This window comes from Pantoea sp. CTOTU50773, from assembly GCF_032082325.1.
In the GTDB taxonomy this organism is placed as follows: Bacteria; Pseudomonadota; Gammaproteobacteria; order Enterobacterales; family Enterobacteriaceae; genus Pantoea; species Pantoea communis.
In genome coordinates this window covers 17,117-29,175 of sequence record NZ_DAMDQC010000045.1, presented here as the reverse complement: position 1 = coordinate 29,175, position 12,059 = coordinate 17,117, and the positions used below count along the sequence as shown (strand labels likewise).

General features: G+C 53.9%; 12 protein-coding genes. 8 read left to right on the top strand and 4 right to left on the bottom strand.

Going from position 1 to position 12,059, the window contains the following annotated elements; genetic code table 11:
- Together hslU and rraA are read left to right on the top strand one after the other, a co-directional pair.
- The coding region (hslU, locus tag RT340_RS09645; protein WP_313375590.1) for an HslU--HslV peptidase ATPase subunit at positions 1-1,247 on the top strand (1,247 nt) is incomplete at its 5' end.
- 153 nt (positions 1,248-1,400) lie between these two features.
- On the top strand, positions 1,401-1,886 hold the full coding sequence (gene rraA / locus RT340_RS09640; RefSeq protein ID WP_034823742.1) for a ribonuclease E activity regulator RraA: 486 nt from the start codon (positions 1,401-1,403) through the stop codon (positions 1,884-1,886).
- A gap of 53 nt (positions 1,887-1,939) precedes the next feature.
- Here the strand turns inward: rraA and zapB are convergent, their stop codons facing one another.
- On the bottom strand, positions 1,940-2,179 hold the full coding sequence (zapB, locus tag RT340_RS09635; protein WP_034823745.1) for a cell division protein ZapB: 240 nt from the start codon (positions 2,177-2,179) through the stop codon (positions 1,940-1,942).
- Between the two features lie 421 nt (positions 2,180-2,600).
- Here zapB and RT340_RS09630 point away from each other — a divergent pair, with 421 nt between their 5' ends.
- From RT340_RS09630 to glpX, 3 genes are all read left to right on the top strand, one after another.
- On the top strand, positions 2,601-3,449 hold the full coding sequence (locus RT340_RS09630; RefSeq protein WP_034823747.1) for an MIP/aquaporin family protein: 849 nt from the start codon (positions 2,601-2,603) through the stop codon (positions 3,447-3,449).
- A gap of 29 nt (positions 3,450-3,478) precedes the next feature.
- On the top strand, positions 3,479-4,990 hold the full coding sequence (glpK, locus tag RT340_RS09625; protein ID WP_058960112.1) for a glycerol kinase GlpK: 1,512 nt from the start codon (positions 3,479-3,481) through the stop codon (positions 4,988-4,990).
- Positions 4,991-5,086: 96 nt separating this feature from the next.
- Positions 5,087-6,097 carry a class II fructose-bisphosphatase gene (glpX, locus tag RT340_RS09620; protein ID WP_097119674.1) on the top strand — a complete coding sequence of 337 codons (1,011 nt, stop codon included), beginning with the start codon at positions 5,087-5,089 and terminating at the stop codon, positions 6,095-6,097.
- On the opposite strand, the gene emrD is transcribed toward glpX, so the two are convergent.
- Positions 6,087-7,283: a multidrug efflux MFS transporter EmrD gene (gene emrD, locus RT340_RS09615; protein ID WP_313375585.1), complete on the bottom strand. Its 1,197-nt coding sequence runs from the start codon at positions 7,281-7,283 to the stop codon at positions 6,087-6,089. The genes glpX and emrD overlap by 11 nt on opposite strands.
- Before the next feature lie 290 nt (positions 7,284-7,573).
- On the opposite strand from emrD, the gene fpr reads away from it, so the two are divergent.
- The 3 genes from fpr to tpiA all read left to right on the top strand — a co-directional run bounded on the left by fpr (position 7,574) and on the right by tpiA (position 9,905).
- Positions 7,574-8,320 carry a ferredoxin--NADP(+) reductase gene (gene fpr / locus RT340_RS09610; RefSeq protein WP_313375583.1) on the top strand — a complete coding sequence of 249 codons (747 nt, stop codon included), beginning with the start codon at positions 7,574-7,576 and terminating at the stop codon, positions 8,318-8,320.
- A gap of 106 nt (positions 8,321-8,426) precedes the next feature.
- On the top strand, positions 8,427-9,017 hold the full coding sequence (locus tag RT340_RS09605) for a YiiQ family protein (RefSeq protein WP_034823757.1): 591 nt from the start codon (positions 8,427-8,429) through the stop codon (positions 9,015-9,017).
- Positions 9,018-9,137: 120 nt separating this feature from the next.
- Positions 9,138-9,905 (top strand): triose-phosphate isomerase, encoded by a 768-nt coding sequence (tpiA, locus tag RT340_RS09600; protein ID WP_034823759.1) that lies wholly within the window; start codon positions 9,138-9,140, stop codon positions 9,903-9,905.
- Positions 9,906-10,069: 164 nt separating this feature from the next.
- Here the strand turns inward: tpiA and RT340_RS09595 are convergent, their stop codons facing one another.
- Together RT340_RS09595 and RT340_RS09590 are read right to left on the bottom strand one after the other, a co-directional pair.
- On the bottom strand, positions 10,070-10,828 hold the full coding sequence (locus RT340_RS09595) for a CDP-diacylglycerol diphosphatase (RefSeq protein WP_313375580.1): 759 nt from the start codon (positions 10,826-10,828) through the stop codon (positions 10,070-10,072).
- Positions 10,829-10,958: 130 nt separating this feature from the next.
- A complete protein-coding gene (locus tag RT340_RS09590) occupies positions 10,959-11,948 on the bottom strand; it encodes a sulfate ABC transporter substrate-binding protein (protein ID WP_034823765.1) in 990 nt (329 codons plus the stop codon).
- Between the last annotated feature and the right edge of the window lie 111 nt (positions 11,949-12,059).

Sequence of the window (12,059 nt, the reverse complement as noted above, 5' to 3'; positions counted from 1 at the left end):
TGCGTAACCGCTGGCGCCGTATGCAGCTTGATGAAGAGCTGCGTCATGAAGTGACGCCAAAAAACATCCTGATGATTGGCCCGACCGGTGTCGGTAAAACCGAAATCGCGCGTCGTCTGGCAAAACTCGCCAACGCGCCTTTCATCAAAGTCGAAGCCACGAAATTCACCGAAGTGGGTTACGTGGGGAAAGAAGTCGACTCAATTATTCGCGATCTGACCGACTCTGCCATCAAAATGGTGCGCAGTCAGGCCATCGAGAAAAACAAATACCGCGCCGAAGAGATGGCGGAAGAGCGCATTCTTGATGTGCTGATCCCACCAGCGAAAAATAACTGGGGCCAGGCTGAGCACACTGCCGAACCTTCTGCGGCCCGTCAGTCTTTCCGCAAGAAACTGCGTGAAGGCCAGCTGGATGATAAAGAGATTGAGATCGATCTGGCCGCATCCGCAGCCGGTGTTGAAATCATGGCGCCTCCAGGCATGGAAGAGATGACCAGCCAGCTGCAGTCGATGTTCCAGAACCTCGGCGGACAGAAGCAGAAAGCGCGCAAGCTGAAGATCAAAGAAGCCATGAAGCTGCTGATTGAAGAAGAAGCGGCAAAACTGGTGAATCCGGAAGAGCTGAAGCAAGACGCCATCGAAGCCGTTGAGCAGCACGGTATCGTGTTCATTGATGAAATCGATAAGATCTGTAAGCGCGGCGGCCAGAATGCGGGCGGCCCGGATGTATCACGCGAAGGTGTACAGCGCGACTTGCTGCCACTGGTGGAAGGCTGCACCGTGTCCACCAAGCACGGCATGGTGAAAACCGACCACATTCTGTTTATCGCTTCAGGCGCGTTCCAGGTCGCCAGCCCATCAGATCTGATTCCAGAACTGCAGGGTCGCTTGCCGATTCGTGTAGAGCTGCAGGCGCTGACCGTGAATGATTTCGAACGTATTCTGACGGAGCCAAACGCTTCTGTGACCGTACAGTACAAAGCACTGATGGGCACTGAAGGCGTGAACGTTGATTTCACCGAAGACGGCATCCGTCGCATCGCCAAAGCCGCATGGCAGGTGAACGAAACGACTGAAAACATCGGTGCGCGTCGTCTGCACACGGTGCTGGAGCGTCTGATGGAAGACATCTCCTATGACGCCAGCGATCGCAACGGCGAATCCATCACCATCGATGCTGATTACGTAGGCAAGCATCTGGACGAATTGGTGGCCGACGAAGATCTCAGCCGCTTTATTCTGTAAAGGTTCCATCGTTATCCGCTGCCCGGCCACTGTGCCGGGCATTTTTTTACGCAGGATATTGATGCAGCGCTTTTTTTAGCGGGTGATGATTTTGCCAACAATCGTCAGATAGCGATATACTTACCGCTCCTGTGGCAAACAGACGATACCCTCATGAAATACGATACTTCCGAACTCTGTGACATCTACCATGAAGAAGTGAACGTGGTTGAACCGCTCTTTTCCAATTTTGGCGGACGCACCTCATTCGGTGGGCAAATCACCACAGTGAAATGTTTCGAAGACAACGGCCTGCTTTACGATCTGCTGGAAGAGAATGGCCGGGGTCGCGTGTTAGTGATTGATGGCGGCGGCTCGGTACGTCGTGCTCTGGTTGATGCGCAACTGGCGCGTCTGGCAGCGCAAAACGAGTGGGAAGGCCTGGTGATCTACGGCTCAGTGCGTCAGGTGGACGATCTGGAAGAGCTGGAAATTGGTATTCAGGCGATTGCCGCGATTCCGGTCGGTGCGGCGGGAGAAGGGATTGGCGAAAGTGACGTGCGCGTTAACTTTGGCGGCGTAACCTTCTTCTCTGGAGACCATCTTTATGCCGATAACACCGGCATCATTCTGTCGGAAGACGCCCTCGATATTGAGTAAGCCTCAACAAAAACGGGTGCCGCAGCACCCGTCATGGGTTTAAGCATAGACGCTTAAACCTCTTCCATTTTTCCCAACAGTGCACGCAGACGCTCCTGCCACACGTGCTGTTCTTCTTTCAGATGCTGGTTTTCACGCACCAGTGCATCCTGGTTGCCGGAAGCCTGGCTAGCTTCGTTGCGCAGCGTATTATTCTGATCTTTCAGTTCTTCGATTTCCATCTGTAGCAGGGTGATGGTATCAATCGCCTGCTGTACTTTGGCTTCCAGTTTCTCGAACACTTCAAATGACATCTTTATGACCTCTCCTAAATCTCTTGCAAGGCGTTGATGGTGCTGGGACTGCCTTGTTATGGTGCGTCCAGCCACGATGTCCCGATTGTATGTAGCCACACCCCGCAAGTCCAGCGACACAAGGCCTGCACGGGCAGTCTGTAACACTTTTCAGTTAATGCTTAAAAAAATGCTCACGATCGCGCATTTTTGCGCGCGGTCACGATATTGGACTTAAGTAAAGCAGGGTTAATGGCCCTTAAAGAAAGGTAAAATACGCGAAAACGCGCATTTTTATGACGGAGTACACATATTTCGATTTCGCTATTTCTCGTTTATGCTCGTTAACGATAAATTCACATCAGCCCTACATAAGAGCTGGGTGACTCATGGATTGAGAACAAAAACTGATAAAATTTAACCTCGCTTCAGGAATGCCATTATGAGTCAGACAACGAACACACTAAAAGGTCAATGCATCGCCGAGTTTCTCGGTACCGGTTTGATCATCTTTTTTGGTGCAGGCTGTGTTGCTGCATTAAAACTGGCTGGTGCCGCATTCGGTCAGTGGGAAATCTGTATTATCTGGGGTCTTGCTGTCTCCATGGCCGTATATCTCAGTGCGGGCGTATCCGGCGCGCATTTGAATCCAGCGGTAACGGTCGCGCTGTGCCTGTTTGCTAACTTTGAAGGCCGCAAAGTGCTGCCTTACATCCTGGCGCAGGTTGCCGGTGCCTTCTGTGCGGCGGCGCTGGTTTATGGCCTCTACTACAATTTGTTCTTTGATTATGAAGCCAGCCATCAAATGGTGCGAGGCAGCGTGCAGAGCCTCGATCTGGCCGGTATCTTCTCAACCTACCCTAACCCGCACATCAGTGTCGGTCAGGCGTTCCTGGTTGAGATGGTGATTACGGCGGTACTGATGGCGGTGATCATGGCGCTGACCGATGACGGCAATGGCGTACCACGTGGTCCACTGGCTCCGCTGTTAATTGGTCTGCTGGTTGCCGTGATTGGTGGTTCAATGGGCCCGCTCACCGGCTTCGCACTCAACCCGGCGCGTGACTTCGGTCCTAAGCTGTTCGCCTTCATCGCAGGTTGGGGTGATGTGGCCTTCACCGGCGGCAAAGATATTCCTTACTTCCTGGTTCCGATTTTTGGCCCACTGGTGGGTGCTTGCCTCGGAGCCTTCGGTTACCGTTCACTGATTGGCCGTAACCTGCCGGTCAACGTGGCGGAAGCCAGCAAAACAGAAAAACCGGTCGCACGCGCTGAGCAGCGTAAAGCGTAAGTTTCATCGTTAATCATCAGGAAAATAAAATGACTACGACTGATAAAAAATACATTCTCGCGCTCGATCAGGGCACGACCAGCTCGCGTGCCGTGGTACTCGATCATGACGCGAACATCGTCGCCGTCTCGCAGCGCGAATTCACCCAGATTTACCCGAAAGCGGGCTGGGTAGAACACGACCCAATGGACATCTGGGCGTCACAAAGCTCAACGCTGGTCGAAGTGCTGGCACATGCCGACATCCGTTCTGATGAAATTGCCGCGATTGGTATCACTAACCAACGTGAAACTGCCATCGTGTGGGATAAAGAGACCGGTAAGCCGATCTATAACGCCATCGTCTGGCAGGATCCACGTACAGCGGACTATTGTAACAAGCTGAAGAAAGAGGGTCTGGAAGAGTACATCCAGCACACCACCGGTCTGGTGATTAACCCTTACTTCTCAGGCACCAAAGTGAAGTGGATCCTCGACAACGTTGAAGGTGCGCGCGAGCGTGCAAAACGTGGCGAGCTACTGTTTGGTACCGTTGATACCTGGCTGGTATGGAAAATGACCCAGGGGCGTGTGCACATCACCGACCACACCAACGCCTCTCGTACCATGATGTACAACATCCACAAGCTGGAGTGGGATGAGCGTATGCTGGAGATCCTCGATATTCCGCGCGAAATGCTGCCGGAAGTGAAAGGCTCTTCTGAAATCTACGGCCAGACCAACATCGGGGGTAAAGGCGGTACGCGTATTCCAATCGCGGGTATTGCAGGTGACCAACAGGCAGCCCTGTACGGCCAGCTGTGCGTACAACCGGGTATGGCGAAAAACACCTACGGTACCGGCTGCTTCATGTTGATGAACACCGGCACCGAAGCCGTGACTTCAACGCACGGTCTGCTGACTACCATTGCTTGCGGCCCGCGTGGTGAAGTGAACTACGCACTGGAAGGTGCGGTGTTCATCGGCGGTGCCTCCATTCAGTGGCTGCGTGATGAGATGAAGCTGATCAGTGATTCAACGGACTCTGAATACTTCGCCCTGAAAGTGAAAGACACCAACGGCGTCTACATGGTGCCTGCGTTTACCGGTCTGGGTGCGCCTTACTGGGATCCGTATGCCCGTGGCGCCATCTTCGGTCTGACGCGCGGTGCCAACGCAAATCACATCATCCGTGCAACCCTGGAATCGATTGCTTATCAGACACGTGACGTGCTGGAAGCGATGCAGAACGATGCAGGCACCCGTCTGCAATCTCTGCGCGTGGACGGTGGTGCGGTCGCCAACAACTTCCTGATGCAGTTCCAGTCAGACATTCTCGGTACGCGCGTTGAGCGTCCGGAAGTACGTGAAGTGACCGCGCTGGGTGCAGCTTACCTTGCTGGCCTGGCGGTAGGCTTCTGGAGCGATCTGGAGGAAGTACGTGCGAAAGCGGTCGTTGAACGTGAGTTCCGCCCAAGCATCGAAACCACCGAACGCAACGTGCGCTATGCAGGCTGGAAGAAAGCCGTGGCGCGTGCGCAAGCGTGGGAAGACGCTGAGTAATACCTTTGACCCGCGGCACCCTGCCGCGGGTTTTTCTCCCCGCCCTGCTTTCCCCTCCGTGTTACACTGCCTGCCTGTTTTTTATCAGGTGCAACCATGAAACGAGAACTCGCGATTGAATTTTCCCGTGTGACCGAAGCCGCTGCATTAGCGGGCTATCACTGGTTAGGACGCGGCGATAAAAATGCGGCCGACGGTGCAGCCGTCCACGCCATGCGCATTATGCTCAATACCATTGATATCGACGGTCAGATTGTGATTGGCGAAGGCGAAATCGACGAAGCGCCGATGCTCTATATCGGTGAAAAAGTCGGTACCGGCCGTGGGGATGCGGTGGATATCGCTGTCGATCCTATCGAAGGCACACGCATGACGGCGATGGGTCAGGCCAACGCACTGGCAGTATTAGCCGTGGGCGATAAAGGTAGCTTCCTGCACGCACCTGATATGTACATGGAAAAACTGATTGTCGGGCCCGGCGCGCGCGGTGCTATCGATCTCAACCTGCCGCTCGAAGCCAATCTGAAGAACATCGCCATCGCTCTGGATAAACCCCTCAGCCAGCTGACCGTGTCGATTCTGGCTAAGCCGCGCCATGACGCGGTGATCGCTCAGCTCCAGCAGCTCGGCGTGCGTGTGTTTGCCTTCCCGGATGGTGATGTTGCGGCCTCGATTTTGACCTGCATGCCTGACAGTGAAGTGGATGTGCTTTACGGTATCGGCGGTGCGCCAGAAGGTGTGGTGTCCGCTGCAGTGATCCGTGCAATGGATGGCGACATGCAGGCTCGCCTATTGGCGCGCCACGACGTCAAAGGCGACAGTGAAGAGAACCGTCGTTTGGGCGAGCAGGAGCTGCAACGTTGTGTTGAAATGGGCATTAAAGCCGGAGAAGTGCTGAAGCTGGAAGAGATGGCGCGTAACGATAATGTGATTTTCGCCGCCACCGGTATCACCACCGGTGACCTGCTCAAAGGCATTACACGCAAAGGCAACATCGCTACCAGCGAAACCCTGCTGGTGCGCGGTAAATCACGCACCATCCGCCGCATCCAGTCGATCCATTATCTGGATCGCAAAGACGCGGCGCTGCATCAGTTTATCCTGTAATCGCCTGTTTGCCGCTCTCCGGATGACGTGAGAGCGGCCACCAGCACAGCAGCATCACCAGCGATGTGACAAACATCAGCATGCCGAGGCTCGACTGATCGTGCTGCGGCAGTAGCGCCGACAGCCAGGCAATTACGCCAGAGCCCAAATTCTGTATGCCACCAATCAGCGCGCCCGCACTCCCTGCTAACCATGCATACGGCTCCATCGCACCGGATGTTGCCAATGGGAACAGCATCCCGGCACCAAAGAAGAACAGTGCGGCAGGCACCAGCAGTGTCCAGATATTCATGATGCCGAACCATGCCGGAATCCACATCAGCAGACTCGCCAGCAAGCAACTGTTCACGCCGTACCACATCAGCGTATGCCAGGACTTCTGCTCGCGTCCGGCAAACCACGCACCAAAAAAGGCGGCCGGGATTGGCAGGATAAACAGAATGCTGACGGTGATGCCATCCAGACCGAGCACGCCCCCCATCAACACGCCACAGCTGGCTTCAAACACAGCGATGCCTGCCAGGGCGCCCACCAGCAGCAGCAGATAGCGGATAAAATTCCCGTCGCTAAGTAAGGTGGCATAACGGCGCAGAAACGGTGTGGCAGGCGTATCCACGGGACGCGTTTCGGGTAGCCAGCGCGCCATGGAAGCTGTGACGCCGACGCACAGCAACAGCAGAAAGGCAAAACAAGCGTGCCAGCCAAACAGGTGCGTCAGTAGCGCGCCAATCACCGGTGCCAGCAGCGGGCTCACCAGAATTCCCATATTCAGCAGACTATTGGCCTGGCGCAGGGCGATACCGGAATAGAGATCGCGCGGCATAGTGCGCGCCATCACCCCCGCGACGCCAGTACCCAAACCCTGCACCGCGCTGCCCAGCACCAAAATCTGCAGTGATGGCGCAAACATGGCGATCAATGCCCCCACGGCAAAGATCGTCATACCGATAAGGATCACCGGACGACGGCCAAAGCTGTCTGACAACGGACCGTAGATCAGTTGTGATCCACCGTAGGTCATCAAATAAGCGGCCATGACCTGCTGCATGCTGCCACTGCGTACGTTCAGGGCTTCGGCCATGTTCGCCATCGCCGGCACATAGATGGTTTGCGCCATCTGTCCGACCGCCACCAGCACGATCAGCATGAATAACAGGAAGCGGTTTTGTGTTTTATTCTTCAACATGGAACAAAATGTCTGCCTGAGAAACAAAATAAAAGCAGCACTAAAAAAGGCTGCTGGCGATTAATGGCGGCAAAAATATCAGGATTGCATGACAAATCGAGAGGTGAGTGCAAAGCGACTGGCGCAGTGGTGTCAAGATTACGTACCGGGTCGTAACACGACCGCTACAGTTGATGTGGAGTGCGCATGATTTGTCGCTGAGAGCCCTTTACTCTCCGCCGGGCTGGAAATTTGAGAGGGGGCTGACGATGATAGTGATACGCCTGAATAATCAATAATAAGGAGCGATCATGGCAGAGTGGATCAATGCGGAAGTGAAAGAAGTGAAAAACTGGACCGATGCACTGTTCAGCCTGCGCGTTACCGCGCCGATTGATACCTTTACCGCCGGGCAGTTTGCCAAGCTGGCGCTGGAAATTGATGGTGAACGCGTGCAACGCGCCTATTCATATGTGAATGCACCGCGCGATCCCTTACTGGAGTTCTATCTGGTCACGGTGCCAGAGGGTAAGCTCAGTCCACGTTTGCAGGCATTGCAGCCTGGCGATCAGGTGATGGTGACCAAAGAAGCCGCCGGATTCTTTGTACTCGATGAAATTCCCGACTGCAGCACGCTTTGGATGCTGGCCACTGGCACGGCGATCGGTCCTTATTTATCGATTCTGCAACAGGGCGAAGGCCTGGAACGGTTTGATAACATTGTGCTGGTGCATGCGGCACGTTTCGCCGATGACCTGAGCTTCCTGCCGTTGATGCAGCAGCTGCAACAGCGTTATCAGGGCAAATTGCATATTCAGACGGTGGTGAGTCGCGAAGAGATCGCCGGTTCGCTGCACGGTCGTGTTCCGCAGCTCATTGAGAGCGGTGAACTTGAACGTGCGGTGGGTTTGCCGATGACCGCTGACACCAGCCACGTGATGCTGTGTGGTAACCCGCAAATGGTGCGCGATACCCAGCAATTGCTGAAAGATACGCGTGAGATGCGTAAACATTTCAAACGCAAACCCGGCCATATGACCAGCGAGCATTACTGGTAATCCATGCGGTGTGAAGAATGTCAGACTTTTCCCTGTGCGGGTTTTGACTTTGGTCGGTAAAAACCGTTCTAATCGTGGGCTAAGTGAATGATTTAGGGCCGAAGCAATGAAGAACCTGCCAGTCGCGCTGCTCTTGAGCGTCGCGCTGACATTTCCCGCCTGGGCGGAGGATGCGACACCGCAGGATCGAAGCGATCACCTGCCTGCCGCCCCTTATCTATTGGCAGGTGCCCCCACCTTCGATATGACCATCGCGCAGTTCCGCGAGAAGTACAACGCAACGAATCCGGACCTGCCGTTGCAGGAATATCGTGCGATTGATAATCGAGACGATAAAAGCAACCTGACGCGCGCCGCCAGCAAGATCAATGAAACACTCTATGCTTCTACCGCGCTGGAGCAGGGCACCGGAAAAATCAAAACGCTGCAAATTACCTGGCTACCGGTTCCCGGCCCGGATATGAAAGCCGCGCAGGCACGTGCGATGGATTACATGACAGCATTATTGCGATTTTTTGTCCCAGGTTTATCGCCTGCAGATGGACGCAAAAAGCTTGATGCATTGCTCAGCGCAGGCAAAGGCGCACGCTATTTTGCCAGTACTGAAGGCGCATTGCGTTTTGTGGTCGCGGATAACGGTGACAAAGGATTAACCTTCGCGGTTGAGCCAATAAAACTGGCGCTCGCGACCCCTTGATCACCGCGGCAAAAATGACGAAAAGCAAAGCCAGCGACACGTTTGATCTCTATACTGTCTGGCAGACATCGCTGCCCGATGGCAGCGCTATTTCATGAATCGCGTTATGCGGAGGAAAGAATGCGACATCCACTGGTTATGGGTAACTGGAAACTGAATGGCAGCAAGCACATGGCAGGCGAGCTGATTGAAGGTCTGCGCAAAGAGCTGTCTGGTGTTGAAGGTTGTGGCGTAGCAATTGCTCCACCCACTCTCTATCTTGACCTGGCAAAACACGCCGTCTCCGGCAGCCACATTGCACTGGGTGCACAGAACGTTGACGTTAACCTGTCTGGCGCATTCACCGGTGAAACCTCCGCAGAAATGCTGAAAGATGTCGGCGCGAAATACATCATCATCGGCCACTCTGAGCGTCGTACTTACCACAAAGAAAGCGACGAGTTCATCGCCAAGAAATTTGCTGTTCTGAAAGCAGCCGGCCTGGTGCCAGTTCTGTGCATCGGTGAAACTGAAGCAGAGAACGAAGCGGGCAAGACTGAAGAAGTGTGCGCACGTCAGATCGACGCCGTGCTGGAAACCCAGGGTGCGGCTGCGTTCGAAGGCGTGGTTATCGCTTATGAGCCAGTCTGGGCGATCGGTACCGGCAAATCCGCTACACCTGCGCAGGCCCAGGCCGTGCACAAATTCATTCGTGACCATATCGCGAAGAAAGATGCGGCGATTGCTCAGCAGGTTATCATTCAGTACGGCGGTTCTGTTAACGACAAAAATGCCGCAGAACTGTTCACCCAGCCAGATATCGATGGCGCGCTGGTTGGCGGTGCTTCACTGAAAGCCGATGCGTTCGCAGTGATCGTGAAAGCAGCTGCAGCAGCGAAAAACGCCTAAGTTTTTTCGGTGTAGAACAAGGCGGCTGATGAGCCGCCTTTTTTATTGCCAGAGATTCGTACTGAGACATGTAACTCATACACTGAGGAAGATGTGATGAAACAGTTCTGGAACCCCCCAGCGTGCTTATACGTTTCATTGAAGCTTTATATTGGAAGCCATGGTTAATGGTTCAAAATCTGGCATTGGTGGTCCTGCAACTCCTCCGCAGAACCGCTGTTTAGCATTAACCAGTTACGTTCCAGCGCCAGCAACGCTAAGCGCCCATCCGGTAATTCCGCCAGTGCCATCCCATATTTTCCCATCTCGCTGCGCGCATTAGGCACTTCAGTCGCCAGACGAATAAAGACACTTTGCTGCGCCAGTTCAGCCGTCGACAGTGTGCGAATCAAATAGCGATGTTTGCGCAGCGTGGCTGGTTGCCACTGTTGATTGAGCTTAGGGCTTAACGCATCAAGCCGCTGGCGCACATCAGGACGCAGACAGGAGATGTGGATGTGCAGTTGATTCTGCGTACGGCCATATTGCGCATTAATCGCCAGTGACAGCACGCTATCATCAATCGGTGCACCGCGTTTTTTGGCCAACAGACTGCGCTGCAGCCAGGCGGCGGCAAACAGATTGGGCGTGGTGGGTTCGAGAATAATCGGGCTTTCCATGCCAGTGATTCTTTCGATCGGCATCAGTAAATACTGCAGTGGACCGTTGAGGTCTTTCAGCGTGACATAACCCTGTGCCGTATTCACTTGCTGACAAGGGGCGGGATTGCCACTTTTCGCTAGATTGGGCACGCACTTTTCACTGATGATCTGCCAGAGGGCATTGGAGTTTTTCTGGAAATGGAAGGCGCTGACGATCAGTCCGACAATCAGCACCAGCAGTAAAACGGTTAGCAACTTCAGGGTGCGACGACTTCCCTGCATGGCCGAATTCCTCTGTTCATCACCTGCCAGCATCCTCGCCTGCCGTCTGGGCAATGTCACGGACTTTTACTGCTGTGTAATGCAAAACGGTCAGCATCAGGCTGACCGTTTCAGTTTGATGCGATGACGATTAAGGTTTCATGACCTGATCGTAACTGCCACCATCAGCGAAGTGCGCTTTCTGCGCTTGCGTCCAGCCACCGAACTTGCTGTCGATAGTGAACAGTTTCACCGGCGCAAAGGTGCTGGCAAACTTTTTCGCGACTTCAGGATCGCGTGGACGATAAAAGTTTTCCGCTGCGATGGTCTGGCCTTCTGGTGAGTAGAGATACTTCAGGTAATCTTCGGCCACTTTACGCGTGCCCTGCTCATCCACCACCTTATCGACCACCGAAACGGTTGGTTCTGCCAGAATTGATTCGCTTGGCGTGACGATTTCGAACTTGTCTTTACCCAGCTTGTTCACTGCCAGATACGCTTCGTTTTCCCAGGCAATCAGCACATCGCCAATACCACGCTCTACGAAGGTGTTGGTGGCGCCACGTGCACCCGAATCCTGCACTTCTACGTTCTTGAACAGCGCCTTCACATACGCCAGCGCTTTGGCCTGGTCACCGTTGTTTTGATCCAGTGCCCAGCCCCATGCGGCCAGATAGTTCCAACGTGCGCCACCTGAGGTTTTCGGGTTCGGCGTGATCACCGATACGCCAGGTTTAATCAAATCGTTCCAGTCATGAATGCCCTTCGGGTTGCCCTTACGGACCAGGAACACGATGGTGGAAGTATAAGGGGCGGAGTTGTCTGGCAGGCGCTTAATCCAGTTTTTATCGATCCGTCCACGGTCAGCAATAGCATCCACGTCAGATTGCAGCGCCAGGGTCACGACATCAGCACGAATGCCGTTGATCACAGAGGTCGCCTGCTTCCCTGAACCGCCATGAGACTGACGGATCACCACATTGTCGCCCGTTTCCTGCTTGTAATGTGCGCTAAACGCTTTGTTGTACTGCTCATACAGCTCTCGCGTCGGATCGTAAGAAACGTTTAACAGCTGGATATCCTTTGCCAAAACACTGGTGGAAGCCAGTAACAGGGTGACACCAATACTCCACTTGTTCATTGCTTGCTCTCCCGAGGTCGTTATAGAACAAGACTGACATAAACCAATCCATAGATTAAAGAATTAAAAATAAGTGGTTATAACTGGAGGGAATATAGGCAGGAATAAAAA

Bases quoted from the DNA above. Each gene is read 5' to 3' on its own strand.
- glpX (WP_097119674.1), top strand. From the start codon at position 5,087: ATGAAACGAGAACTCGCGATTGAATTTTCCCGTGTGACCGAAGCCGCT.
- RT340_RS09630 (WP_034823747.1), top strand. From the start codon at position 2,601: ATGAGTCAGACAACGAACACACTAAAAGGTCAATGCATCGCCGAGTTT.
- glpK (WP_058960112.1), top strand. From the start codon at position 3,479: ATGACTACGACTGATAAAAAATACATTCTCGCGCTCGATCAGGGCACG.
- RT340_RS09595 (WP_313375580.1), bottom strand. From the start codon at position 10,828: ATGCAGGGAAGTCGTCGCACCCTGAAGTTGCTAACCGTTTTACTGCTG.
- zapB (WP_034823745.1), bottom strand. From the start codon at position 2,179: ATGTCATTTGAAGTGTTCGAGAAACTGGAAGCCAAAGTACAGCAGGCG.
- RT340_RS09605 (WP_034823757.1), top strand. From the start codon at position 8,427: ATGAAGAACCTGCCAGTCGCGCTGCTCTTGAGCGTCGCGCTGACATTT.
- rraA (WP_034823742.1), top strand. From the start codon at position 1,401: ATGAAATACGATACTTCCGAACTCTGTGACATCTACCATGAAGAAGTG.
- RT340_RS09590 (WP_034823765.1), bottom strand. From the start codon at position 11,948: ATGAACAAGTGGAGTATTGGTGTCACCCTGTTACTGGCTTCCACCAGT.
- tpiA (WP_034823759.1), top strand. From the start codon at position 9,138: ATGCGACATCCACTGGTTATGGGTAACTGGAAACTGAATGGCAGCAAG.
- emrD (WP_313375585.1), bottom strand. From the start codon at position 7,283: ATGTTGAAGAATAAAACACAAAACCGCTTCCTGTTATTCATGCTGATC.
- fpr (WP_313375583.1), top strand. From the start codon at position 7,574: ATGGCAGAGTGGATCAATGCGGAAGTGAAAGAAGTGAAAAACTGGACC.